Source organism: Nocardia jinanensis, assembly GCF_014645735.1.
GTDB classification, from domain to species: Bacteria; Actinomycetota; Actinomycetes; order Mycobacteriales; family Mycobacteriaceae; genus Nocardia; species Nocardia jinanensis.
Genome location: NZ_BMMH01000006.1, coordinates 101629 through 127421 on the forward strand (window position 1 = coordinate 101629; position 25793 = coordinate 127421).

A 25793-nucleotide genomic window follows, 5' to 3' on the forward strand; every position below is an offset into this window, starting at 1 on the left:
GTGGCCGGGTCGAGGTCGTATCCGGCCGATTCAGCTGTCGTCCGACAGCGTCTTACGCCAGTCCGCGGGTACGCGTGCACCGGCGAACTCCGCGGCGAGCCGGTCGACGACCGTCTGCACGCGCGGTACGTCGTCGATCAGCCCGGTCGAGTGCCCGGCGCTCCACACCGACTTCCACGGTTTGACGCCCTCGGGCAGGTTCGGCCGGTGTCGACCGGTAGGCCGGGGCAGGTTCGCGGGGTCGAGACCGGCCCGGATCATCGAGGGTTTCAGGAAGCTGGCCGGTAGACCGGCGATCGCGTCGGTGAAGAGTACGTCCTCGCTCTTGGCGGTGACCAGCATTTCCTTGTGGTCGGCGAAGGCACCCGATTCCGCGGTCGCGATGAATCTGGTGCCCATGACCACGATATCGGCGCCGAGCGCGAGCGCGGCCGCGATCCCGTGTCCGTCGGCGATACCACCGGCCAGCATGATCCGGCCGTCGAAGAAGCTGCGTACCTTCGGCAGGAACGAGAACGGCGACAGTGTGCCCGCGTGCCCGCCGGCACCCGCGCAGACCAGCATCAACCCGTCGACCCCTGCCTCGACGGCCTTCTCGGCGTGCCGGATGGTGGTCACATCGTGGAAGACCTGGCCGCCCCACTCGTGCGCCGCGTCGACGACCTCCCGCGGGTCGCCCATATTGGTCAGGATGAGCGGTGCGCGGTGTTTGCGCACGGTGGCCAGCGCCCGGTCGCGCGCCGTCTTGTCCAAGGCCGCGGAGGCGAGCATGTTCACGCAGAACGGCGCGAAATCGCCGCCGGCGTCGAGGGTCTCCTTCTCCGCCTCGCGGATGGCGTGCAGCCACGTCTCCAGGGTTTCCGGGTGGCGCGGGTTGGCGGACGGGAAGGCGCCGATGACGCCGGCCCGGCAGGAGGCGATGACCAGGTCCAGGTTGGAGACGATGAACATCGGCGCGGCCATCACCGGGAGTCTGAGCGAGTTCCAGTTGATCATGTGTTGTCGGCTCCGATCGGCCGGGGAGACCGGCGCAAGTGTTTGTGTCGCAGCGCTCGGGGTTCGTAGGCGAGATCGGCCCGCGCGATGGTCTCGCCCGGGGCGACGAGCTCGTCGACGAGGTCGAGCACCTCGTCGGTGAGTACGGTGCCGACGACCTTCAACTGGCTTTCCAGCTGATCCATCGTGCGGGGGCCGATGATCGTCGAGGTCACCGCGGGGTGCGCGAGGGTGAACCCGAGCGCCAGGGTGATCAGGTCCACGCCCGCCCCGGCGGCGATCTCGTCGAGCCTGTCCAGTAGCGCGAGCTTGCGCTGCGCCCCGTCGGAGTCGATCCGCCAGGATCCGCGACCGAGACGGCTGAAGCGTGCCTCGTCGCCGCCCGGGTTGTCACTGCGGTATTTTCCGGTGAGCCAACCTCCGTTCAGGGGGCTCCAGACGATCGCGCCCATGCCGTACTTCTGGCAGGTGGGGAACACGTCCCGCTCGGCGCCGCGCACGAAGATCGAGTACGGCGGCTGCTCGCAACGCGGCGTGATGTGACCGCGGTCGGCGGCCACCCACTGCGCCTCGACGATCGCCTCCGCGGGAAACGTCGAGGTGCCGACCATCCGCACCTTGCCCGCCCGGGCGAGATCGGACAGTGCGCCTAGGGTTTCGTCCAGGTCGGTGGCCTCGTCGAGCCGGTGCACCTGGTACAGGTCGATGTAGTCGGTGCCGAGGCGGCGCAGGCTGTCCTCGCAGGCGCGCACGATCCACCGGCGCGAAGCCCCGCGGTGGTTGGGGTCCCGGCTCATCGGGTTGAAGAACTTGGTGGCGACCACCACATCGTCGCGCCGGCCGGCGATCGCCTTGCCGACGATCTCCTCGGACTCGCCCCGCGAGTACGCGTCGGCGGTGTCGATGAAGTTGATGCCGGCGTCCAGGGCGCGGTCGATGATGCTGTGGCAGTCGTCGTGATCGGCATTGCCCAGGGCACCGAAGGACATCGCGCCGAGACACAACCGGGAGACCGTGACGCCACTGCGCCCGAGGTACTCGAACTCCATGCTCATCGCCCCTTCCAGACGGGTGCGCGTTTTTCGATGAAGGCACGCGGGCCTTCCGCGGCGTCCTCGGTCCGATGGATGTGCTCGTGCTCGGCGTGGTTACGCGCCCAGTCGGAAGCGGCGGCGGCGAATCGCGAATCGGTCAGCCCGGCGACGAGGCGTTTATGGGCCTGCACCGCCAGCGGCGCGTTCGCGGCAATCGCCTCGGCCAGGGCAAGAGCCGCGGTGAGGGCTTGCCCGTCGGGTACCACCCGGTTGACCAGGCCCCACCTCTCGGCTTGTGCGGCGCTGAACCGGTCGCCGAGCAACAGGATCTCCATCGCGATCGCGCGCGGCACCCACCGGGACAGCCACACCGCGCCGCCGCCGGAGGCGATATAGCCGCGCCGCACCTCCGGTAGGGAGAACTCCGCCGATTCCACCGCGACCACCAGATCGCAGGCCAGCGCCATTTCGGCGCCGCCGCCGATGGCGTGGCCGTTCACCGCGGCCACGATCGGCTTGTCGATCGGGTGCTCGCAGATCCCGCCGAATCCCCAACCCTGTTTGGCCGGGTCGGCGGGTTCGATACTGCGGCCGGCGGCCATTTCCCCGAGGTCGCCGCCGCTGCAGAAGCATGGGCCGACGGCACCGGTCAGGACGATCGCCCGCACGGCGGGGTCGGCCTGCGCGTATTCGAGCGCATCGCCGATCCCCTCGGCGACAGCCGCGTCGACCGCATTACGTACCCGGGGGCGGTCGATGGTGATCACCAGGACCGCGCCGTGCAGTTCGGTGCGGACCGGGCGCTCGGCCGTTTCGGTTGTGGCGGTCTCGTCCCTCGACGCGAGGTCGCGGGATATCAGCTCGGCTTGTGTCATTCCGTCGCCTGGCCCGCCGTGTCCGGTTCGCGCACCGGGCGATAGCACGTGCCCAGCAACGCCACCGCCGCCACGACGCCGAGGCCCGCGGAGACCGCGAACCCGGCCCAGCCGGTGAGGATGTCCGCCCCGAAGATCAACCGGTCCAGGCTTATCCGGCCCGCTCCGGCGACGGCGACCGATACCGCGCCGATCGCCAGGATCAGGTTGTACTCCCACCCGTTCCCGGCGATGAAGAAACCGCTGCCCCGGTGCACCGTCCACGCGGCCACCACCATCAGCGATACGAAGGCGGCCGCCGCGAAGGGGGTGAGCAGACCGAGTGCGAGCAGGATTCCGGCACCGACTTCGGTGAGCGCGGCCAGCCACGCGTGCACTGCGCCCGGACGCATTCCGATGCTGTCGAACCAGCCCGCGGTTCCGGGAATACGGCCCCCGCGGAACAGTTTTCCGTAGCCGTGTGCGGCCATGGTCAGCCCCAGGCATACCCGGAGCAGGGCCAGGCCCGCGTCGATCGAGGTCACAAGAACTCCTTGCCGAGTCAGGTCAGGACAGCCGGTCCAGTACCGCGCCGGCGGCGCGGTCGCGCAGATTCTCCGGCCGGCCCAATGCCACCTGGTTGGCGGTGGCCCGGCGCAGCAGCAGATGCGCGGGATGTTCCCAGGTGAAACCGATACCGCCGTGGATCTGGATGCAGGACTCGGCCGCCGAGACCGCGGCGTCGAGCGCGGCGGCCGCGGCGATATCCGCGGACAGCTGCGCCTCGGGATGGTCCGGATCGAGTTGCGCCGCGGCCAGCACCTGTCCGCGCGAACCTTCCGCGCCGATCAGCATCCCCGCGCAACGATGCGAAATAGCCTGGTACGAGCCGATCAACCGGCCGAACTGCTCACGCTGGCCGGCCCAGTCGACGGCGAGCGCCAGGGCCCTGTTCGCGATACCGACCGACTCCGCCGCGAGCACCACCTGGGCCGTTCGCCGGGACGCGTCGAGGATCCGGGTCACCTCCGCGCCGCGGGCGATGACCTCCGGCTCGACCCCGTCCAGCACCACGACGCCGATGGTGCCGGTGAGGTCCACCGATTCCTGCGGCTCGACCTCGGCATACATGGTTTTCACCGTGCCCAGGACCAGCTCACCGGTGCCGGCGTCACGGGCGAGCAGCACGAGCTGGTCGGCGACCGGCGCTCCCGGCACCCGCTCGACCGAACCGGACAGCCGGGATCCGTCCCACGTCGGCAGCGGGCCGTCGACGGCCCAGCCGTTGTCGTCCACCGGGACGACGAAAGCGGCGGTGGCACCGTCGCATACCGCCCGCACAGCCTCGGTGGCGCCGGCCTGACGCAGCACCTCGAGCGCGATCAGCGTCGGGACCAGGGGAACCGGCGCGACCGCGTAGCCGGCCTCTTCGACCGCGACCGCGAGCATCCGCGTCCCGGCACCACCGCCACCGAGGTCCTCCGGAACCGCGAGGCCGGGGAGACCGAACTCGACCAGTTCGTCCCAGAGCCCGATATCGTAGTCGGCGGTCTTCGACGCCCAGGACAGGAGCTTTTCGGTGCTGGTATGCGACGCCAGTGCCTTGCCGAGTACCTCGCGCAGCGCTGCCTCGTCCTCGTCCGGCCGGGTCAGCGGCCGGCCCGGCGCGACCGGCGCCGGACGGGTGCCCTCGCCGCGATGCGAGGGCAGGCCGAGTACCTGCTCAGCGATGGCGTTACGTTGGATCTCCGCGGTTCCGGCGCCGATGGTCGAGGCCCGGGTCATGAAGTAGCCGTAGGTCCAGCTGCCCCCGTCGACAGCACCTTTCGACCGGTTGCCCAGTGCGGCGCCCGTCCCGGTCAGCCGCTGCGCGAGCCGGTGCAGCTGCTGTTCGAATTCGGATTTGACCAGTCGGTTCACCGAGGCGACCCCACCGGGATCGGCCTTGCGCAGCACCGCGTCGAGTGCGCGCGCGCTGTTGGCGGCGATAGCGCGCACACCGGTCTCGACGTGGGCGAGTTCCTGACGTACCAGGGCGTTGTCGGCGTACCCCTGTTTCTTCGCGAGGGCGAACACCTTGTCGACCAGGCCGCGATAGCGGAATTCGTCGGCGAGGAACGCGGTGGCGCGTTCGTGGCCCAGGGAGGTCCGCATGACCGACCAGCCTTTGCCCTCCTCGCCGACCAGGTTCTCCACCGGCACCACGACGTCGTCGAAGAAGATCTCGGCGAAATGGTGTCCGCCGGCGGCATCGCGGAGGGGGCGCACGTCGATACCGGGCGAGTTCATCGGGATCAGCAGGTAGCTGATGCCGTCGGTGCCGCGGCCGGGTGGGCCGGTGCGCACCAGCGCGAACATCCAGTCTGCCTCGGCGGCCTGGGTGGTCCAGATCTTCTGGCCGGTGACGCGGTAGTTGTCGCCCTCGCGCACCGCTCTGGTGGACAGCGAGGCGAGGTCGCTGCCCGCGCCGGGTTCGGAGAAGCCCTGGCACCAGGCTTCCTCGGCCCGCAGCAGCGGCTCGAGGAAGCGCTTCTGCTGCGCGTCGGTGCCGTAGACGATCAGGGTGGGGGCGACGATGAAGGCGATCGAGTTCGGATGCTTCGGCACCCCGGCGGCGCTGGTCATCCGGTAGTAGTCGAGCTGATCCTCGAGCCCGAGCTCGAGCCCGCCGACCGATACCGGCCAGCCCGGGGCGGCCACCCCGGCATCGACCATCTCCGACTGCCACGCGCGCGCGGCGGCGGCGCGTTCCTCGGACGTCTTCGGCCGCGGACGCTTCGCGTAGGAGTCGAGCAACGCGGTCAGCCGCGCACGCCAGTCGCCCGTTTCGGTCGATCCCTCCAGCGGACCTGTCGTCGATCCAGCCACAACGTCTCCTCAGCTACCGATCAAGAGTCACTAGGTTAACTTAGTCATAGATTACAGCGAGCGCTTTCCGAGGGGAAGTCCCCCGCCCGTGAATCACGCGCAGCACCGGTCCTCCGCCCCGGCATCCGGAAACTCAGGCCGCATCGGGCAGGAGCAGCTTGCGCGCTGCCGCCCGGTACTCCTCGCTCAGCGGGACAGCTCCGGACTCCCCCGCGACGGTGTGCACATCGACCGAGCGCGACACCGCGACCGGCTTGCCGTTCTGGAACAATCCGGCTCGATGCGCTATCGAAGTCCGGCCGATCCGGTGCACACCGATCCCGAGCCGAACCTCCCCCGGGTACGTCACTTCCGCCAAGTAGTCGATATCGACATGGGCCAGCAGCATCCGCAGCGGCGTGCCGGCGGGCAGCAGCCCCTCGATCATCCGGTTCAGGGTGACGCGACCCTCTTCGAAGAAACGCGCGATCGCGACGTTGTTCACGTGACCGATCCGGTCGATATCGGCGAATATCAGGCTGATCTCACGTTCGCAGGGGTATGCGTCGAAGGGCAGCGGCGGCCTCATGTGCCGGTACCCGGCCGACCGGACTCCCCGCGGGCGATGAACAGTCCCTGCGCCGACACTGTCACCTGCCCGTCGGCGACGATCTCGCCGATCGTGTACAACTTGCGGCCCTCCCGGCCGATTCGCCGCGCCCGTACGGTGAGCGCGACGTACAGCGGCGTCGGCCTCCGATACGTCAGGTCGAGTTGCGCTGTCATACCGGCGGTCCCGGCCAGCTGGTTGGCCACGGCCAGCGCGCCGTCGAGCAGCAGGGCGCAGACACCGCCGTGCACCAGCGCCGGCGGGCCCTGATACGGAAGTCCCAGGGTGACAACACCTTCCGCCCAGCCGCCGCCCGCGTCCCGCATGGTCAGCGGTGGGGCGATCGGGTTCTCCGGACCGGTCGCGGGATCGTGTCGCGCGATCCCCTCGCCCTGCCACATCTCCGACAGCTGGGCGGGGACGGGCCGGGTGCGGCTCTCCAGCTGCTCGGCGATGCGCTGGAGTTCGGCGGCCGCGGCAGGTAGCCCGGCCTCGTCGGGCGCCGTACGGGCCAGCGCGTCCACGATCCGCCGGACCGCGGCCGCGGCGTCGTCGATCGGATCGTCGATCGGCGGTGCCGTAAGGCACGACTCACCGGGAGTCGCGCGGGACAGAACCTTGCGGCGAGTAGGCACGACCCAATCGATCGAGCGTGTGGTCTTCACGGATCAACGCCTCCCGCGTTCTGTGAGTTACCGATCAGGTCAGCGGCGATCGCTGTAGGCCATTTCCTGTGCCAGGCTCGCCACGATCTCGCCGTGGCCGATGACCGTGCCCCGGTACCAGCCGCGTTTACCCGCCGAGACACCCCGCCCGTGGTCGACGAAGAGCCAATCGTCCCAGCGCGGCGTCCGGTGGAACCACAGCGCGTGATCGAGGCTCGGCCCGAGGACCTCGGTGCCGACCGTGCGGCGCAGTCCGGTGGAGAAATCCGACATATAAGCGATGGCCGCGGCGTGCAGCAGCGGGTCATCGTGCGGTAGTTCGCAATTGGGGCGGACCCAGAATCTGGAGGGGAAGAACTTCTCTGGGCCCGACCAGTCCTCGACGCGGGCCAGTAGCGCCAGCTCGGGCTCCGAGGTCACGATCGGGCTTTGTTCCGGCGGGGCGAGCGGCACCACATCCGCCGTGGTGTGCTCCTCGCCCTCGGCGACCGTCCGGAACGACGCGGACATGTTGAAGATGACCTCGCCGTCCTGGAGTGCGACCACGCGGCGCGCCGAGTACGACCTGCCGTCCCGGTCGTTGTCGACACGGAAGACGACCGGTTGCGCGGCGTTGCCCCGCCGCAGGAAGTAACCGTGCAGTGAATGGGGCACACGGTCGGGCTCGACCGTTGCGCCGCAGGCCAGCAGGGCCTGCGCCAGTACCTGGCCGCCGTACAGCGCGCGATCGACCTCGAATCGGTGCACCGACCGGAACAGACCGCGATCGAGACGATCCAGCGTCAGGATGTCCGTGAGCGGGACAGTCCGTAGTTCATCCGCGCGCCTGCCCGTGGCCAACTCAGTCATCTCGGCTCGGCTTCGCCGCGCGCTTGCCGAAGCGGTCACCGATATCCTTGCCGTCGGGCCGCCAGGACGCCGAGGCCTCCGCCTCGAGGCCGAGGGCGTGGGCCACCGAGGCGCCGGCGCCTTCCTTCAGCAGGCGCAGCATTCGCTGCACCGCTACCGGATGCCCGGCCGCGATCGCCCCGGCGACGGCGAGAGTGCGTTCCATCAACTGCTCGTGCGGGACCACCTCGTTCGCCAGGCCGATGCGCAGCGCGGTGGCGGAGTCGATCGGTTCGCCGCTGAGGATGATCTGGGTCGCGGCGGGCAATCCCACGATGCGGGGCAGCATCGCGCTGCCACCCCAGCCGTTCAGCAGTCCGATCGAGGCGTGGGTGTCGGCGAATACGGCCTCCTCGGAGGCGATGATGAACGAGCAGTTCACCGCGAACTCGAACGCTCCGGTGTAGCAGGGCCCGTTGACCGCGGCGATCACCGGTTTGCCGATCGCGCGCAACGCCTGAGTAGGTGTGGTTCCCTCGGTACGCGGCGGCGGGCCGGTCAGCGCCTCGGGCAGGTCGACACCCGCGGAAAACGCGGTGCCCGCCCCGGTGATCACCACCACCCGGACATCCTCGTCCGCGTCGGCCTTCCACAGTTCCCGTTTGATCGCCTTGCGCATCGCCCGATTGATCGCATTACGCCGATCCGGCCGATTCAGCGTCAGGATCGCGACGTGGCCGTCACGAGTTACCAGGACCGGCTCGGCCTGGTCGTTGTCGTTGTCCGCACCCACGGGATTCCTCACATTCTCAGACGAATTCGACTACTGCTTCGGTGAACGCGTCGTTGTCATCACCGGCGGCGGTATGACCCGCACCGTCCAGCTCGACGCACCGCGCGCTCGGCACGGCCGCCAGGAATTCTTCGACAGCGCCCCGGCTGACCACATCGGACAGCGCGCCGCGGACGACCAGAATCGGCACGCCCAGACCGGCCGCCACCGATTCGAGTTCCCGCGCCCACGTGTGCAGGTCCTGCTGCGCCTTCCGGAGGAACTGCGGGTCCCAATGCCACCGCCAGCGCCCGTCCGGACGCCGGCGCAGGTTGCGGCGCAAACCTTCCGCGCTCCGCGGACGTTTCCGGTGCGGCAGGTACGCCGCAATCGCGTCCGCGGCCTGCTCGAGACTGGTGAAGCCGTCCGGGTTGCCCTCCATGAAGGCCCTGATCCGGCTCCCGCCGCCCTCCTCGATTCGCGGAACCACATCGACCAGCACGAGTTTGCGGATCCGGGCGGCGCCGAGCTCGCCGGCGGCCTGGAGTCCGGTCAGTCCGCCGAGGCTCGCCCCGACGAGGGTGACCGGTTCCCCGATCTGATCCACCACCGCGCAGATATCCCGGGCGAGGGTGTCCATGCCGTACTCGGCGGCCGAGGACGCCCAGGCACTGTCCCCGTGACCGCGGGTATCGATCGCGAGGACACGCAGGCCCCGGGCCGCCAGGTGGGCACCCGTCCGCTTCCATGAATGCCGGGTCTGGCCGGTTCCGTGCAGTAACAGCACCACCGGATCGCCGGCCCGCCCCCAGCAGTCCCCTACCAGCCGCAGGCCGCCCGACCCGCGGAACTGCACGGGCCGGGCAGATTCGGTGGTGGTGCTGCTCACTGCGCTCCTGTCCGACACTGTCAGGAGACCACGACCGGATCCGAGACGAGCGCCGCGTTGCGGCGCAGGACGATCTCGGCCTCGGCGGCGATCCGGGTGACCAGCTCGCCTGCCGTCGGGATGTCGTTGATCAGGCCCTGCACCATTCCGACGGTCCAGATCCCGGCCTCGGGGTCACCGTTCTCGTAGACCTTACGTCCGCGCGTACCCGCGACGAGTTCCTGGACATCCTTGAAACGGCCGCCCTTACCGAGGATATCGACCACCTCCTCGCTCACCGAGTTCTTCGCGGCGCGCATGGTGTTGCGCAGCTGCCGGAAGATGAGCTGGGTATCGAGTTCGGTCGCCTCGACGATCTGTTCCTTGATCCGCTCGTGGATCGGGCTTTCGACAGTGCACATGAAACGGGTGCCCATATTGATGCCGTCCGCGCCCAGCGCCAGCGCCGCGGCCAGCCCGCGGCCGTCGGCGAAACCGCCGGAGGCGAGGATGGGGACGGTCAGTTTGTCCGCCGCCGCCGGAATCAGCACCAAGCCGGGAACATCGTCCTCGCCGGGATGCCCGGCGCATTCGAAACCGTCGATGCTCACCGCGTCGACGCCCAGGCTCTGCGCCTTGAGAGCGTGCCGGACGCTGGTGCACTTGTGGATCACCTTGATGCCGTGCTGTTGGAAGTGCTCGACATGCACCTGCGGGTTGGAGCCCGCGGTCTCGACGATCGTCACCCCGGATTCGATGATCGCCTGGCGGTACTCCTCGTACGGCGGGGGGTTGATCGACAGCGTGAGGGTGAGGTTGACCCCGAACGGCTTATCGGTCATCTCCCGGGCACGCGCGATCTCTTTCGCCAGATCCTCCGGCGTGGGCTGAGTGAGCCCGGTGATGATGCCCAGACCGCCGGCCGCCGAGACCGCGGCGGCGAGTTCGGCACGACCGACCCACATCATGCCGCCTTGGACGATCGGGTGCTCGACGCCGAACTCCTCGGTGAAACGTGTCTTCAACATGGTGTGACTCCTAGACGTGCGCGGTGGTGGCCGGCTGCGAATCGGGGCGATAGAAGACAGCCTCTCGCTTCTCCAGGAAGGCCGCCTTCGCCTCCTCCGCCTCGGCGCCGACGATGTTGTTGGCTTGAACGTGGTTCTCCCGCTGCAGCGCGGCCTCGATACTGCCGCCGTCCGCCGCGGCATCGAGCAGCTGCTTGGTCAGCGAAAGCGCCTGGGCCGGCGCGTGCACCAGCCGGCGGGTCATGGACTCGACCGTGCTGTCGAGCTCGTCGGGCGCCACGACCCGGGTCACCAGACCGAGGTCCGAAGCCTGCGCCGCCGTGAGGATGTCACCGAAGAAGGCGAGTTCCTTCGCCTTCTGCAGCCCCACCAGTCGAGGCAGCAACCAGCTGCCACCGAAATCCAGCGACAGCGCGCGGCGAATGAATATTTGGGAGAACCGCGCCCGGTCGGTGGCCACGACGAGATCACAACCGAGCGCGAGGTTCCAGCCCGCACCGACCGCGACACCGTCGACCTTCGCGATGGTGGGGATGGTCAGCGCGGAGAGCGCCGCGGCGGCGTGGCTCGCGCGCTTCATATAGTCCAGCGCGTCGCCGGAGAGCCCTTCCAGGTCCGCCCCGGAGCAGAAGTCACCACCGGCTCCGGTCAGCACCATCACCCGGTCGCCCCCGGTGCGCTCGATCTCGGTGAAGGTCTCGGCGAGTTCGCGCCACATGGCGGGGTCGCCGGCGTTCTTCTTCTCCGGCCGCGACATCACCACCGTCACCACGCCGTCGCGCCGTTCGATTTCCAGCGTCTGCACCCTGCCCACCTCTCGGCCGACTATTTCCAGCAACCTCGCCAGAATCTCACCTAGATAACATAGTGCACTATGTCAGCGCCTGCAAGCCGCCGTTGATCGTCGGCCTATCGAGGCGGCAATCCGAGAAAATCGTTCACAACCCTCGGCACTTACGCACCGGGTCCACACACCTCCAGTGTCACGAGACCCCTCGCCCGACAATTCGCACCCCGAACACCGGAACCGGCGATGCGCGTCATGAATAAACACCTAGTGAACCTAGATTGCTTATTGACACATCTTGTCTGCGCACCCTACCTTTAGCTGGTCTCCGGCTTGTGATGCACATCACCCCATCGAGCGGTCCAGCTCGGTCACAGCCGCCCATGAGAGAAGGACTCCCCCATGGCCGATACGCATGCGAATTCGCCGACCGTCAAAACTCGGCTCGGCCGGCTCGGTCTGCTCGCACTGGTTCCCGCGATAGCACTCGCCACCGCCTGTGGCAGCGGCGGAGACTCCACGGGCACGGCCGCCGAGGCCCCGGACAGCGCCTTCCCCGACAAACCGGCGACCGGCAGCCCGATCAAGATCGGGCTGATCAATCCCGAGGGCGGCCCGGCGATTTCCCAGCCGTCGAACCGCGAGGCCGCGGAGGCCGTCGTGGCATACACGAACGCGAACCTCGGCGGAATCGCCGGGCATCCCATCGAACTCGTCACCTGCGCGAGCAAGGAGGATCCCGCCTCGAACCGCGATTGCGCCAACCAGATGGTCGAGGCGAAAGTCTCCGCCGTCGTCGTCACCACCACCGCCTACGGCGACACCATGGTCCCGGTCATCACCGGAGCGGGCATTCCCTACGTCACCCCGTCCGCCGCGGCCGGTGCGGAAATGACCACGCCCAACGCCTTCAGCCTCACCGGCGGATTCCCGGGCACTCTGAAATCGATGGCGGCCTACGCGGCCGGTAAGGGATACAAGAAGGTGACCGCCTTCGTCACCGAGAACGGCGCCGCGGTCCCCACCGCGAAGCAGATGGGCGGGGCCGCCTTCGGCGCCGCGGGCATCGATCTGCGGGTCGTGCCCATTCCCCTGGGCACGCCCGACGCGACACCCCAGGTCAGCTCGGGGATTTCCGGGGATATCGGCGCTGTGGCCGTGGTAGGCGACGCGACGATGTGTACCGCGGTGGTCAAATCGCTCGGCGCCCTCGGTGCGACCCAGGACAGAATGCTGATCCAGCCGTGCCTGGATCCCGCGACCATGGAGGCCATCGGCGACGCGATGGAAGGAGCCCATGTCTTCACCACCGCGGACCTGGTCTCCGACGATCCGGAGGCCGCGCTCTACCGCAGCGTGCTGAAAAGGTACGCACCCGACACCGACACCGCGGGCTACACCTACACCGGCTACCAGGGCATGCTCGGCCTCGTCCGCGCGGCGCAGGGCGTGACCGGCGACCCGACCGCCACGGCCGTCGCCACCGCGATCACCACGGCCGACAAGGTGACCCTGCCCGCCGGGCACGGCATGACCTTCGCCTGCGACGGCACGGCGCTGGCACAGCTGCGCTCGATCTGTAGCACGCAACTGGTGACGGTCACCATCACCGACGGCGAACCCACCGATCCGCAGGTCACCGAATAGGCCGACGGGGATTCCACGACCTATTCGATCCCCGAGGAGCTTTCCGTGACCGATCATCTGGTCTTCCTGGCATTGGGACTGGGCAACGGGGCCGTGTACGCGGCCCTGGGCCTGGCCCTGGTGATGACGTTCCGAAGTTCGGGCGTCGTGAACTTCAGTACCGGCGCGGTCGCCCTGTACGTGGCATACACGTACGGGTTGCTGCGCAAAGGTGAACTACTCAACCCGATTCCGGGCATGCCGAAATCGATCGATCTCGGCGGGCGCCTCGGCCTGCTGCCGGCGATGGGCATTTCGCTCGCCATCGCCGCGCTGCTGGGAACGTTGATCTACGCGATCGTCTTCCGGCCGTTACGCACCGCGCCACCGGTCGCGAAGGCGGTGGCGTCGATCGGCGTCATGCTCTTCGTACAGGCGCTCTTGGCGGTGCGGGTCGGCACCACACCGGTGTCGGTGAAAGCGATTCTGCCGTCCGGCGCCCTGTCCCTCGGCGATGCGCGCATCCCGGTGGACCGGCTGTGGTTCGCCGCGGTGATCCTGGCACTCGCGGTGGCTCTCACCCTGTTGTATCGCTGGACCCGCTTCGGCCTGGCGACCCGCGCCGCCGCCGAATCGGAGAAGGGGGCCCTGGTCACCGGGCTCTCCCCCGAACGCATCGCTTTCGGTAACTGGGCGCTCAGCACGATGGTGGCCGGGCTGAGCGGGATCCTGATCGCACCGATCGTGCCGCTCATCCCGGTGTCCTACACGCTGTTCATCGTGCCGGCGCTCGCGGCCGCGCTGGTCGGCAACTTCACCGCGATGGGGCTCACGGTGATCGCCGGACTCGGTATCGGCATGGTGCAGTCGGAGATGACGCACCTGCAGAGCACCGTGAGCTGGTTCCCGCAATCCGGGATGGCCGAACTCGTCGGGCTGGTCATGATCCTCATCTTCCTGGTGATCCGCGGAAAGCCCCTGCCCACCCGGGGCGCGATCATCCAGCAGACCCTCGGCCGGGCGCCACGGCCGCGGAACCTGCTGGTCCCCGCCGTACTTTCGGTGGTGGTCGCGGTGGCGGCGCTGCTGTGGACCTCGGGTAGCTACCGGGCCGCCGTGATCACCACCTTGATCCTCGCGGTGATCGCGCTATCGCAGGTGGTCGTCACCGGTTTCGCGGGTCAGATCTCGCTGGCCCAGCTCACGCTGGCCGGCGTCGGCGCGTTCACCCTGAGCCGCCTCACCGGCGACCTCGGTGTGCCGTTCCCCCTCGCACCGGTCCTCGCCGCCCTCGTCGCCACCGTGATCGGGGTGGTGGTAGGGCTGCCGGCGCTGCGGATCCGTGGCCTGCCGGTCACCGTGGTGACTCTGGCGCTGGCCGTTTTCCTCGAGACCTTCTGGTTCCGTAACAGCAACCTCAACGGTGGACTGGCCGGGGCGCATATCGAGAACCCGCGCCTGTTCGGCATCGACCTCGGTATCGGGGCCGGCGAGACGTATCCCCGGGTACCGTTCGGGCTCGTCTGCCTGGCTGTCCTGGTGCTGGTTGCGTTGTCCGTCGCCGCGCTGCGCACCAGCCGTCTCGGTGCCTCGATGCTGGCGGTCCGCGCCAACGAGCGTTCGGCCGCCGCGGCCGGAATCGACGTGGCCCGCACGAAGATCAAGGCCTTCGCCATCGGTGCGTTCATCGCCGGCCTGGGCGGTGCGCTGATGGGCTACCAGCAAACGGTCGCGACGGCCGAATCGTATTCGACAATCGCCGGAATCGGGCTGTTCGCCATCGTGTACATCGCCGGGATCACGTGCGTGTCCGGCGGTATCCTCGCCGGCGTGATCGGGGCCGGTGGCGTCATGTTCATCGTGATGGACCGATTCCTGCACCTCGGCGACTACTACGCGCTGATCTCCGGCGTCTTCCTGGTGCTGACGGTCATCAAGTACCCCGAGGGGCTCATCGGGCACCTGCACGAGCACACGGCACGAATCCGTGCCCTGCTCGGCCGGTTTCGCCCGCCCCGGCCCGGCCCGCCCGTTCCGGCGCCGCCCGCAGCCGAAATCGGGGCGCCGGAGCCGCGGGAGCTGCCCGCCGAGATCCTGTTGTCGGCCGACGGGGTCGGCGTGCGCTACGGCGGCGTCGTGGCGCTCGACGATATCGGCTTCGAGGTCCGCTCCGGCGAGATCCTCGGGTTGATCGGACCCAACGGGGCGGGCAAGACGACGTGTATCGACGCTCTCAGCGGGTTCGCGCCCGCGTCGGGGACGGTCACCCTGGGCGACCGGCGGATCGACGGTCTCGAACCGCACAAACGCAGCCGGCTCGGCCTCGGCCGGACCTTCCAGGGCATCGAACTGTACGACGATTTGACGGTGCGCGAGAACGTCGCCGTCGGGGTCGTGGCGGCGACACACCGTCCCGACGGCGCCGCGCCCTCGACCGCCGAGATCGACCGCCTGTTCGGCATGCTGCACCTCGACGAGGTGGCCGATCGTTCGGTCAACGAGCTGTCCCAGGGCCGGCGTCAACTGGTCTCGGTGGCCCGTGCACTCGCCGGACGCCCCCGGATCGTCCTGCTCGACGAGCCTGCCGCAGGCCTCGACAGCACCGAAAGCCGCTGGCTCGGCGAGCGTTTGCAAGCCGTCCGGGATGCGGGAGTGACCGTCCTGATGGTCGATCACGATATGGAACTCGTGCTCGAGATCTGCGACCGGATCGTCGTCCTCGACCTCGGGCGGGTCATCGCGGCGGGCACGCCCGCGGAGATCCAGTCGAATCCCGAAGTGGTGCGTGCCTATCTCGGCACCACCCATACAGCCACGGAGGTGTCCGCATGACCGCGGTTCTCGAATGCGCCGGGGTCGACGCCGGCTATTTCGCGGGGCGCCCGTGTGTGCGCGGTTTCGATCTGGTGCTGGAGCAGGGGGAGGTCCTCGCCCTGCTCGGGCCCAACGGCGCGGGCAAGACCACCCTGCTGATGACCCTCGCCGGGCTGCTGCCCAGCATCGGGGGCGCGATCAGCATCGCCGGCACCGCGATCGGACCCGGCCGCGCGCGGGCATCCTCCAGGGCCGGGCTGGTCCTGGTGCCGGACGACCGTGCGCTGTTCACCGGCCTCACCGTGCGGGAGAATCTCGAACTCGCACGCCACCGTTCGGGGCCGGCTGTTGCCGACATCATCGCGTACTTCCCGCCGCTCGGTGAACGGATCAAAGTCTGCGCGGGCATGCTGTCCGGCGGTGAGCAGCAGATGCTCGCGATCGGCCGGGCGCTGATGCAGAATCCGAAGGTACTGCTGATCGATGAGCTGAGCATGGGTCTGGCGCCGGTGATCGTCGAATCGCTGCTTCCGGTGATCCGCCGGGTCGCCGACGACAAGGGCACGGCGGTGATTCTCGTCGAGCAGCACGTACGGCTCGCCCTCGGAATCGCCGATACGGCCATAGTGCTCGCGCACGGGCACGACGTGTTGCGTGGCAGTGCGGCGGAACTCGCGGCGGCACCGGAAAAGATCGAGCGCGCCTATCTCGGCACCGCGGAGGCGAAAATCGGAACCTGACCTCGGGCCGGGGGCGGCACTCGGGGCCGCCCCCGGCCCGAGGTGTCGAGCTCATCCGCCATCGATCTCGATTATCCGTAGTCAGCTCACTACCAGCGCTTTTCGCCTCGGAGCGGACAGACGAAAAGTCCGCCCCTGTCCTCTTCGACAGGGGCGGACTGGACTCGCCGCCGGTGAGCTACTCCTGGCCCGACGGCGAGACAACCTTCGCTCGGCTACCGCGACTTCCACACGGGGGCGCGCTTTTCGGCGAAGGCCAGCGGGCCTTCCTTCGCGTCCTCGCTGTTCATCAGGTCCTGCCACTCGGCCTCCGAATGACCCCACCTGTCGTTCTCGCCGGGACGGTCGCCCGCCTGGATACCGAGCGCGATCCGCTTGCTGGCCTGCACCGACAGCGGAGCGTTGACCGCGATCCGCTCGGCCAGCGCCAGCGCCGCCTCGACCACAGCGCCGTCCGACACCACCTGGTTGATCAGACCGTACTCATGCGCGGTGGTCGCCGAGATCGGGTCTCCGGTGAGGATCATCTCCATGGCCAGACGCTGCGGGATCTGCGCCGGCAACCGGAACACCCCGCCCGCGCCGGCGAGCAACCCGCGCTTGACCTCGGGCAGCCCGAAGCTCGCGCCTTTCGCCGCGACGATGAGATCGGCGGCAAGGGCGAGTTCGGTGCCGCCGCCCAGCGCCGTGCCGTTGACGGCGGCGATGGTCGGTTTGCTGATGACGTGCCGGACGAATCCGGCGAAACCCCAGTGCTCGTTGCCGGGTGCGAACAGCCCCTCGCCGCGCGAGATCGCCTTGAGGTCCGCACCGGCGCAGAAGGATTTGTCGCCGGCACCGGTGATCACGACCACGCGAATCTCCGGGTCGTTCTCCGCCTGGACCAATGCGGCGCCGACGGCCGCGCTCACCGCGGCGTTCACCGCGTTGCGGGCCTCGGGACGGTTGATGGTGATCAGCAGGACATTGCCCTTGCGCTCGACCAGAGCGCCGACCTCGGTTGCCGCCGTCATCACTTCACCAGCTCGAGGATCGTCGCATTGGCCTGGCCGCCGCCCTCACACATGGTCTGCAGACCGTAGCGAATGTCGTTGCGGCGCATATGGAAGACCAGGTCGGTCAGAATCCGGGCACCGGAACCACCGAGGGGGTGGCCCAAGGCGATGGCGCCGCCGTTGGGGTTCAACTTCTCGTCCGGCGCGCCGATCTCCTTCTGCCACGCCATCGGTACCGGTGCGAAGGCCTCGTTGACCTCGAACACACCGATATCGTCGACCGATAGGCCCGACTTCTGCAATGCCTTCTCGGTCGCGGGGATGGGAGCACTGAGCATCATCACCGGGTCGGCGCCCGCGACGACCGCGGTGTGCACGCGCGCGATCGGCGTCAACCCGTGCTTCTGCGCGAACTCGTCGCTGACGATCAGCAGTGCCGCCGCCCCATCGGAGATCTGCGAGGAGTTGCCGGCGTGGATGACGCCATCCTCTTTGAAGACGGTCTTCAGGCCGGCCAGCTTCTCGACGGTGGTGCCGCGGCGGATACCTTCGTCCTTGGTGACGACCGTCCCGTCGGGCAGGGTGACGGGCACGATCTGCGCGTCGAACAGACCGGCGTCCTGCGCGGCCGCGGCGCGTTCGTGCGAGCGCGCGGAGAACGCGTCCACGTCGGTGCGCGACAGTGCCCACTTCTCGGCCATCATCTCGGCGCCGACGCCCTGATTGGGTGAAGCGTTGTAGCGCTCCATGAACTTCGGGCTGAGCGGGCTGCTGCCATCGGTCAGCGCGGCACCCATCGGAACCCGCGACATCGACTCGACACCGCCGGCCACGACCGCTTCGTAGTGCCCGGCGAGCACACTGGCGACCGCGAAGTTCAGCGACTGCTGCGACGATCCGCACTGACGGTCCACGGTCACACCCGGCACCGATTCCGGCCAGCCCGCCGCGAGCACCGCATTGCGCGCGATGTCATGGGTCTGCTCCCCGACCTGCCCGACGCAGCCCCAGATGACATCTTCGATCAACTCGGGCTCGATACCTGCCCGCTTCACCAGTTCCTGCAGCACCACGGCCGACAGATCGACGGGATGGATCCCGGACAGCCCACCGTTACGTTTCCCGACGGGGGTACGCACGGCCTCGACAATTACTGCACCCATGAGGGTTTCCTTTCTACAGTCCGAGCGAGCGCCCGATGATTTCCTTCATGATCTGGGTCGAACCGCCATAGATGGTCTGGATCCGCGCATCCGCGTAGGCCTTGGCGATCGGATACTCCATCATGAAGCCGTAACCACCGTGCATCTGCTGGCAGGTATAGATCAGTCGTTGCTGCAGTTCGGTGGTCCACCACTTGGCCTTGGCCGCGTCGGTGCCGTCGAGGGTGCCCGCGTTCAGCTCCGTGATGCACCGGTCGACGTAGACCTGCGCGAGATCGACCTCCGTCTCGAGCGTCGCCAGCTCGAACTTGTTGGCTTGGAAGGAACCGATCGGCGTACCGAATGCCTTGCGGGACTTGACGTATTCGAGGGTCGCGTCCAGCAGCGTCCGGCAGGAGGCGACGGCCGAGACCGCGATGGACAGCCGTTCCATCGGCAGGTTGCGCATCAGGTGCAGGAAACCCTTGCCGACTTCACCGACCACATTCGCGGACGGAACCCGCACCTCGTCGAAGGTGAGTTCCGCGGTGTCCTGGGAATGCAAACCGAGTTTCTCGAGGTTGCGGCCGCGGGTGAACCCCGCCATATCGCGCTCGACGGCCAGCAAAGTGAACGCCCCGCTCGCCTTGGCATCCGGGTCGGTGCGGGCGACCACGATGACGAGGTCGGCATGGATCCCGGACGAGATGAAGGTCTTCGACCCCGACAGCACCCAATGGTCGCCGTCTTTGCGCGCGGACGTGCGGATCCCCTGCAGATCGCTGCCCGCGCCCGGTTCGGTCATCGCCACCGCGACGACCAGTTCGCCGGCCGCGAAAGCCGGCAGCCAGCGGGCCTTCTGCTCGGCGTTGGTGAGCTCGAGCATGTACGGCGCGAGCACATCGTTCTGCAGGGTGAAGGCCGGCCCACCGGAGGAAGCCCGGGTCACTTCCTCGGCGACGATGGCGTTGTAGCGGAAATCGCCCGACATCCCGCCCCCGCCGAACTCCTCCGGAACCGAGAAACCGATCACCCCGAACTTGGCGGCATCGACGTAGAGCTGCTTGTCGATGATCCCGTCCTTCTCCCATTGCTCCTGGTGCGGGGTGGCGTACCGGGCCAGGAACTCGCGCACAGTCGCGCGGTACTGGTCGTGTTCGGTATCGAAGATTTCGCGTTTCATCCCTTGCCTACCTTCCCGACGCCACTGCCGCGGCCGGATCGGATTCCTCTATCTCCGCGACTATTTCGAGAAGCCGCCGCCGGTCCACTTTCAGCGACGCGCTTCTCGGCAACTCGGGTACCGTGTAGATCCGCACCGGGACCTCGTAGGCGGTGAGCTGATGGCGGCAGAACGCCTTCAGCTCGTCCTCGGAAACCTCCGCGGTGCCGTCGACCAGTTCGACGGCGGCGACAGGCACCTTCCCGAGCCGCTCGTCCTCGCGGCCGTACACCGTGGCATCCAGGATGGCGTCGTGGGCGCGCAGCGCTTCCGCGACCGTCTCGGGCTGAATCTTGAAGCCACCCCGGATGATCGCGTCGTCGGCGCGGCCGTCGATGTAGACGAAGCCGTCCTCGTCGAGGTGGCCGATATCCGAGGTGCGGACCCAGTCGCCCGTGCCGGTGCCGGTCTGGCTCGAACTGACCTCGAGGCGCCCGGACTGCCCGACGGGCAGGATCGTGCCGTCCTCGGCGACCGCTCGCAGGCGGACGCCGGGCATTTCCCGACCGACGCTGCCGCGCTTCTTGGTCCACCACTCGGCATGCATGGGCTTGGTCCACCCGGCGATCGCCCCGGAGAATTCGGTGGCGCCGTACATGACCAGCACCGGGATGCCGTATTTCGCGGTGAACTCGTCGGCGAGATCCGGGTTGACGAAGGTTGTGCCCGCGGTGATGGCCCGCAGGCTGGCCAGATCAGCGGCGGGGACATCGGCGCTGAGCACCGCGCGCATACCCGCGGGCGGCAGGCCGGCGACCTTGGGCTGGTGTTCTTTCACCGCCGCGCACCAGCCCTCCACGGTGAAGCGCGGAAGCATCACGAAGGGCCGGGCCTCGGCGAGGTTCTGCAGCACTCCCCACAAACCGCCGATATGCACGATCGGCAGGGTGACCAGCGCGACCCGTCCCGTCAGCAGTTTGCGGTCGGCCGGACCGGCCGCACCGGTATGGCCGTGCACCGCGGAGAGCGCGGCCTCGAGCTGACGCCAGGTGAGCGGAATCCGCTTGGGTGGGCCGGTGGTCCCCGAGGTGAACATCTCGATGCCGACCGGATCCGCGATCTCCGCACCGGTCTCCGGCGTCCCGGCCACACTCGCCTCGGTGGTCGCGATCACTTCGGTGTCGTCGACGGCGAATCCGATCATGCCGGCGCTTTCGGCCACCGACCGGAACTCCGGCTCATTCCACGTGGCGGCGGGCGCCAGGACGGCGCGCGGGCGGGCATCGGCCATATCGGCACTCAGCCGCGCCACCGGTTGCATGGGGTTGAGGGTGATGACGGTGCGCCCCTTGCCGAGGATGGCGATGAGGGCGGCGATCGACTCCATCCGGTTGCCGAGCACGACACCGACTCTGCTGCCCGCCCCGCAGCCGGCGCCGGCCAGGGCGGCATCCAGGCTCTCCGCAAGCGCCCGGACTTCCCCCCAGGTGAACCAGGTGTCACCTTGCTGGATCATGGCGGCGTCGTCGTCGGCCTCCCATAGCCGCGCCAGCGCGCCCCTGATGCTCGTCATTCGTTTCCTCCCACTCTTGCGGTAGCGGGCCACCGCGCCGGGACGCCGCACTTTCGGCACCCGACCGTGTCGATCGCCGTGATCACATAGCCCGGTATTCCGGGTGTCGTATGCTCTATTCAGAAGATAGCTGACATGGTTAACTAGGTCAATATTGAAAGGAGTCTCTGTGGATTTCGCATTGAGCGACGAGCAGGAAGTTCTTGCCGCCGGCGAGCGCGCCTGGCTGGCCAAGCACGACCCCCTCGCCGCACGCCGGCCGACCATCGACGCGGGCCCGGCCAGAGTCCCCGGCAGCGCCGCGAAACACCTCGTGGAGTCGGGACTGATCGGCCTGCTGACCAGTGATATGGGCGGTACCCATGTCGACCTTGCCGTGCTCGTCGCCGAACACGGCAGAGCGGGCAGCACCGTACCGCTCGCCGAACTGGCGCTGGCCACCGCCGAGCTGGACAAGCTCGACCATTCCCTCACAGCGCTCGCCGAGGCCAACGCCGGCGGTGCCGAATCCATCCCGCTTGTTCTCGCCTCGGATGACGGCGCCCCACTGACTGCCGAGATCAGCGGCGCCGAGCTGCGGGTCAATGGCGTCACCGCACCCGCCACCGCACTGCTCGACGCCACCGGATACCTGGTCGCCACAATCTCTTCGACGGGTACGGAGATTCTCGCCCACGTGCCGAGCGGGAGCGCGGGCGTCACGCTTCGCACTCGCGAAACACTCGACCTCACCAGGTCCTGGTCCGTTCTCGAACTCGACCTGACGGTGCCTGCCGATCGGTGGACTGCCGTACCGGACGGCACTCTTGCCTACCTGGACGACGCCCTCGCCTTCTACCGGAAAATGGACGCGTTGGGCGCCGCCGAACGGCTCCTGGAGCAGACGGTCGAGTACGCCGGTCAGCGCACCCAGTTCGGTCAGCCCATCGGGAGTTTCCAGGCCGTCAAGCACCACTGCGCGAATATGGCGCTGCAGACCGAGGCATCCCGGGCGGCGCTATGGGCCGCAGCCGTCGCGCTCGACGACACCGACTCGGGCCGCCGTGCCGCGGCCGTGTCCGCGGCGGCGGCTTACGCGGGAGAGGCGACCAGCACCATCGCCTCCACCGCCCTGCAGGTACACGGCGGCATCGGGTTCACCTGGGAGCACGACCTGCACCTGCTGACCCGCCGGATCAAGGTGGACGAGTTGTTGAACGGCTCGGTGAGCCTGCACCGCAGGCGGCTCGCCCGGCAATGAAGATCGATCTGCCCCTCTCCTCCCCCACCGGAGCCCTCGCCGATGTCGCCGCCATGGCCGACGAAGCGGAGTCGAGCGGGTTCGACGGCGTCTCCTACAGCGAGGTCGTCTCGGATCCGCTGCTCCATCTGACCATCGCCGCCGGCGTGACCGAACGCGTGGACCTGTTGACCAATATCGTGGTCGCCTTCGCCCGCTCTCCGATGACCCTGGCCGTCCAGGCCCGCGCGTTACAGGATTACAGCGGTGGACGGCTCGTTCTCGGCCTCGGCACCCAGATCAAACCGCATATCGAGCGGCGGTTCTCGATGCCGTGGAGCGCGCCGGCCCCGCGGATGGCCGAATTCATTTCCGCGATGCGGGCGATCTGGGACGCCTGGGCGACCGGCGAGAAGCTCGACTTCCGGGGCGACTTCTACACCCACACGCTGATGACACCCATGTTCACGCCGCCGACCGTCTTTCCGGCACCCCGGGTGCTGCTGGCGGGAGTCGGCGCGAAGATGGCCGAAACCGCAGGCAGAGTAGCCGATGGGATACTGCTGCACCCCTTTTCGACGGACCGTTACCTGCGCGAGGTGACCGTGCCCGCTCTCACGAAGGGACGCGGCACACCCGGCGCCCCCGAAACCTCACCGGAGATCGTCAGCTCGGCGTTCGTCGCCACCGGGAACACCGAGGAGGAGCTGGCCGCATCGGTGACCGCGGTGCGGCGGCAGATCGCGTTCTACGCGTCGACTCCGGCGTACCGGGTGGTGCTCGACCTGCACGGAATCGGCGAACTCGGCGAGGAATTGACCACCCTGTCGAAAAGCGATCGGGCCGGCAAATGGTCGGAGATGGGAACTCTCATCGACGACGAGATCCTGGAGCTGTTCGCCGTGGTCGGTCCCCCCGCAGAGGCGGCAGCAGCGCTGCGGGCCCGGGCCGGCGAGGTCGTCACCCGGTACGAGATCAACAATATCGGCGTGCAAACCCCGAGCCTGCAGCGCGAACTCGCCAGGGCATTGAAGGGCACTGCGGCCTGATCCGTCACCCATCGGCGGTACGCCGGGTGTCAGGCCGACCAGCGTCGGCGCGACGGTGTGACGGCGCGCGGGTGAGAGCGAAGCCGCGCGCCGGTCCGGCCACTCAGCGCGGCATCTTCAATCCGCGTTCGGCGATGATGTTGCGCATGATCTCGGAGCTACCGCCCGCGATCGTGAACGCGCGGGCGTAGAGGAATTCGTCCTGCCACCGGCCGCTGTCCACGGCACCGCTGTCACCTTCGACCAGGATGCCCGCTTCGCCGCTCAGTTCCAGTGCGAAGCGCGCGATCTCCACACCGATCTCACTGAACATCAGTTTGGCCATCGGCGCGTCCTGCACCCGCTCGGTGCCGCGTGACCATCGGCTGATGTTGGCGTATACCAGCGCGGACAGCGCCTCGACTGCCGCAGTCAACTTGCCCAGCGTCTCCTGGACCGCACCGTCTTCGATGGCCGGGCGCCCGCCGCGGGTCATCTTCTGCGCGAGGTCCTTCAGCGCGTCCACGTTCTGCCGCAATCGGACCACACTCGTCGCGACGCCGCTGCGCTCGTGCCCGAGGCTCGAATTGGCGATCGCCCAGCCCGCGTTCAGCTCACCGATCAGGGCGTCGGCGGGCAGTTCGACGTTGTCGAGGAACACCTCGTTGAAGTCCGATGTACCGGTCATCTCGCGCAGCGGCCGCACGTCGACACCGGGCAGGCTCATATCGACGACGAAGGCACTGATGCCCTTGTGCTTCGGCGCGTCCGGGTCGGTGCGGGCCAGCAGGTAACCGTATTCGGCCCACTGCCCATTGGTGGTCCACACCTTCTGGCCGCTGACGCGGAAGCCACCGTTCTCGGTACGCACAGCCTTGGTCCGCAGCGAGGCCAGGTCGCTGCCGGAGCTGGGCTCGCTGAACAGCTGACACCAGGTGTCCTTGCCGGAGCGGATGCCCGGCAGGTAGCGCCGGCGCTGTTCCTCGGAGCCGAAGTCGATCAGCGCGTGCGACACCAGACCACCGGCGCCCGCGAAATGCGGTGCCCGGGCCCGGGCCAGCTCCTCACCCACCACTACATCGCGCTCGCTCGAGTAGGAGCTGCCCTCGCCGCCGTACTCCTCCGGCCAATCGCCGCCCATATAACCGGCGGCGTAGAGCTTGCCGATCCACTCGGTGATCAAGGTGTGCTCGGCCCGGTCCTCGGCGCTGCGCACGCCGGCCTTCGGCGGGATCGCCGGCGCGTTGGCCTCGACGAAGGCCCGCACCTCCAGCCGGAACCGCTCCAGCTCCGGGCTCATTCCGTAGTCCATCTCAGCTACTCCTTCTGTGGATCCGCGCCGGGCTACCCGCCGGTCAGCGAACCTCGTAGTTTCGGGTGGGAACCTCCGACCGCTCGACCTGCGCCAGCCCGATCGGGTTGCCGATCACGGTGTACGACATACCGGTGGCGAGGGCGTGCGAACGGCCCGTATCGCGCGATTCCCAGATCGCCCGAATGCTGCCCTGTATCGCGGCCGGCGGCTTCGCGGCGATCCGCGCGGCCAGTTCCTGCGCCCGATCCCACAGCTGTGCGCGCGGCAGCACTTCGCTGACGAAGCCGATCTGGTGGGCACGTTCGGCGGACATCCGTTCGTCCAGACCGAGCAGGACCATCCGCAATACCTCACCGATCGGAATGCGGTGCGCCAGTCCGATCGGTTCGAGGGCCGCGACCATACCGTAGGAGACATGCGGATCGAAGAACTGGGCGTCGTCCGCGGCGACGATGATGTCGGCCTCGTTGAGCCAATACAGGGCGCCGCCGGCGACCATGCCGTGCACCGCGCAGATCAGAGGCTTCCAGCAGCCGTTCTGTTTGGGGGACAGATCGACACCGGGATCCTGCCGGCTGAACGGGTTGTCGGCCAGATAGGTGCCTTCCCGCACGTCCACCCCGGTGCAGAAGGCACGGTCACCGTTGGCCCGCAGCACGATCGCGTGCACATCGTCCTCGTCGTCCGCGAACCGCCAGAGCGCTTTGAACTCCGCGCGCATGGCGTCGTTGAAGGAGTTCATCCGCTCCGGCCGGTTGAGGGTGATGGTCAGGACGTGTTCTTTCAGCTCCGCGATCACCGTGGTCAACCCGTTCAGATCCACCGTTCCTCCTGCAGTCGTGAGTGATACTTCCGCACTATACCTATATAACTAAGTGAATTATCTTACG

23 protein-coding genes are annotated in these 25793 nt (G+C 68.2%); 5 read left to right on the top strand and 18 right to left on the bottom strand.

All coding sequences use genetic code 11. The features are described 5' to 3' along the window. Positions 1–30: 30 nt before the first annotated feature. The 12 genes from IEY68_RS15990 to IEY68_RS16045 form a co-directional block, all read right to left on the bottom strand. Positions 31–996, bottom strand: coding sequence for an NAD(P)H-dependent flavin oxidoreductase (locus IEY68_RS15990; protein WP_062999419.1), 966 nt, complete (start codon positions 994–996; stop codon positions 31–33). Next, positions 993–2045: an aldo/keto reductase gene (locus IEY68_RS15995; protein ID WP_062999421.1), complete on the bottom strand. Its 1053-nt coding sequence runs from the start codon at positions 2043–2045 to the stop codon at positions 993–995. The genes IEY68_RS15990 and IEY68_RS15995 overlap by 4 nt, the downstream gene beginning before the upstream one ends. Positions 2046–2047: 2 nt before the next feature. Beyond that, a complete protein-coding gene (locus IEY68_RS16000) occupies positions 2048–2905 on the bottom strand; it encodes an enoyl-CoA hydratase-related protein (RefSeq protein ID WP_189094331.1) in 858 nt (285 codons plus the stop codon). Next, positions 2902–3429, bottom strand: coding sequence for a DoxX family protein (locus IEY68_RS16005; RefSeq protein WP_062999423.1), 528 nt, complete (start codon positions 3427–3429; stop codon positions 2902–2904). Before IEY68_RS16005 ends, IEY68_RS16000 begins: the two co-directional genes overlap by 4 nt. Before the next feature lie 22 nt (positions 3430–3451). Beyond that, positions 3452–5752 (bottom strand): acyl-CoA dehydrogenase family protein, encoded by a 2301-nt coding sequence (locus IEY68_RS16010; protein WP_229718823.1) that lies wholly within the window; start codon positions 5750–5752, stop codon positions 3452–3454. A 133-nt stretch (positions 5753–5885) separates the two neighbouring features. Further along, entirely contained in the window at positions 5886–6320 is a 435-nt protein-coding gene (locus IEY68_RS16015) for an acyl-CoA thioesterase (protein ID WP_062999425.1), read from the bottom strand. After that, a complete protein-coding gene (locus IEY68_RS16020; protein ID WP_062999566.1) occupies positions 6317–6976 on the bottom strand; it encodes a PaaI family thioesterase in 660 nt (219 codons plus the stop codon). Before IEY68_RS16020 ends, IEY68_RS16015 begins: the two co-directional genes overlap by 4 nt. Positions 6977–7045: 69 nt before the next feature. After that, a complete protein-coding gene (locus tag IEY68_RS16025; RefSeq protein WP_062999427.1) occupies positions 7046–7855 on the bottom strand; it encodes an acyl-CoA thioesterase in 810 nt (269 codons plus the stop codon). After that, positions 7848–8627, bottom strand: a complete 780-nt coding sequence (locus IEY68_RS16030) for an enoyl-CoA hydratase-related protein (protein WP_189094332.1) — start codon at positions 8625–8627, stop codon at positions 7848–7850. Before IEY68_RS16030 ends, IEY68_RS16025 begins: the two co-directional genes overlap by 8 nt. Positions 8628–8643: 16 nt before the next feature. Next, on the bottom strand, positions 8644–9495 hold the full coding sequence (locus IEY68_RS16035) for an alpha/beta fold hydrolase (RefSeq protein ID WP_062999429.1): 852 nt from the start codon (positions 9493–9495) through the stop codon (positions 8644–8646). 20 nt (positions 9496–9515) lie between these two features. Continuing rightward, the gene (locus tag IEY68_RS16040) at positions 9516–10502 is read right to left on the bottom strand and encodes an NAD(P)H-dependent flavin oxidoreductase (RefSeq protein ID WP_062999431.1); all 987 of its coding nucleotides are present in this window, start codon (positions 10500–10502) and stop codon (positions 9516–9518) included. A 10-nt stretch (positions 10503–10512) separates the two neighbouring features. After that, a complete protein-coding gene (locus IEY68_RS16045; RefSeq protein WP_229718824.1) occupies positions 10513–11307 on the bottom strand; it encodes an enoyl-CoA hydratase/isomerase family protein in 795 nt (264 codons plus the stop codon). A gap of 384 nt (positions 11308–11691) precedes the next feature. On the opposite strand from IEY68_RS16045, the gene IEY68_RS16050 reads away from it, so the two are divergent. From IEY68_RS16050 to IEY68_RS16060, 3 genes are read left to right on the top strand one after another with little or no spacing between them, the layout of a single operon-like run. Beyond that, a complete protein-coding gene (locus tag IEY68_RS16050; protein ID WP_189094333.1) occupies positions 11692–12936 on the top strand; it encodes an ABC transporter substrate-binding protein in 1245 nt (414 codons plus the stop codon). A gap of 45 nt (positions 12937–12981) precedes the next feature. Then, the gene (locus tag IEY68_RS16055) at positions 12982–15747 is read left to right on the top strand and encodes a branched-chain amino acid ABC transporter permease/ATP-binding protein (RefSeq protein ID WP_062999433.1); all 2766 of its coding nucleotides are present in this window, start codon (positions 12982–12984) and stop codon (positions 15745–15747) included. After that, positions 15744–16469, top strand: coding sequence for an ABC transporter ATP-binding protein (locus tag IEY68_RS16060; protein WP_062999435.1), 726 nt, complete (start codon positions 15744–15746; stop codon positions 16467–16469). The genes IEY68_RS16055 and IEY68_RS16060 overlap by 4 nt, the downstream gene beginning before the upstream one ends. Before the next feature lie 215 nt (positions 16470–16684). Here IEY68_RS16060 and IEY68_RS16065 read toward each other — a convergent pair whose 3' ends face one another. Genes IEY68_RS16065 through IEY68_RS16080 form a run of 4 tightly spaced genes read right to left on the bottom strand, consistent with a single transcriptional unit; the run spans position 16685 to position 21341 of the window. Next, entirely contained in the window at positions 16685–17482 is a 798-nt protein-coding gene (locus IEY68_RS16065; protein WP_062999437.1) for a crotonase/enoyl-CoA hydratase family protein, read from the bottom strand. Further along, positions 17482–18627, bottom strand: a complete 1146-nt coding sequence (locus tag IEY68_RS16070) for a thiolase family protein (protein ID WP_062999439.1) — start codon at positions 18625–18627, stop codon at positions 17482–17484. The genes IEY68_RS16065 and IEY68_RS16070 overlap by 1 nt, the downstream gene beginning before the upstream one ends. 13 nt (positions 18628–18640) lie before the next feature. After that, complete coding sequence (locus IEY68_RS16075) at positions 18641–19789, bottom strand: acyl-CoA dehydrogenase family protein (protein ID WP_062999441.1); 1149 nt, start codon at positions 19787–19789, stop codon at positions 18641–18643. Positions 19790–19796: 7 nt separating this feature from the next. After that, positions 19797–21341 carry a class I adenylate-forming enzyme family protein gene (locus IEY68_RS16080; protein WP_062999443.1) on the bottom strand — a complete coding sequence of 515 codons (1545 nt, stop codon included), beginning with the start codon at positions 21339–21341 and terminating at the stop codon, positions 19797–19799. A 169-nt stretch (positions 21342–21510) separates the two neighbouring features. On the opposite strand from IEY68_RS16080, the gene IEY68_RS16085 reads away from it, so the two are divergent. Next, entirely contained in the window at positions 21511–22581 is a 1071-nt protein-coding gene (locus IEY68_RS16085) for an acyl-CoA dehydrogenase family protein (protein WP_062999445.1), read from the top strand. Beyond that, the gene (locus IEY68_RS16090; RefSeq protein ID WP_062999447.1) at positions 22578–23609 is read left to right on the top strand and encodes a TIGR03617 family F420-dependent LLM class oxidoreductase; all 1032 of its coding nucleotides are present in this window, start codon (positions 22578–22580) and stop codon (positions 23607–23609) included. The genes IEY68_RS16085 and IEY68_RS16090 overlap by 4 nt, the downstream gene beginning before the upstream one ends. Positions 23610–23712: 103 nt before the next feature. Here the strand turns inward: IEY68_RS16090 and IEY68_RS16095 are convergent, their stop codons facing one another. After that, the gene (locus IEY68_RS16095) at positions 23713–24900 is read right to left on the bottom strand and encodes an acyl-CoA dehydrogenase family protein (protein ID WP_062999449.1); all 1188 of its coding nucleotides are present in this window, start codon (positions 24898–24900) and stop codon (positions 23713–23715) included. A gap of 43 nt (positions 24901–24943) precedes the next feature. After that, positions 24944–25726, bottom strand: coding sequence for an enoyl-CoA hydratase/isomerase family protein (locus IEY68_RS16100; RefSeq protein WP_189094334.1), 783 nt, complete (start codon positions 25724–25726; stop codon positions 24944–24946). Between the last annotated feature and the right edge of the window lie 67 nt (positions 25727–25793).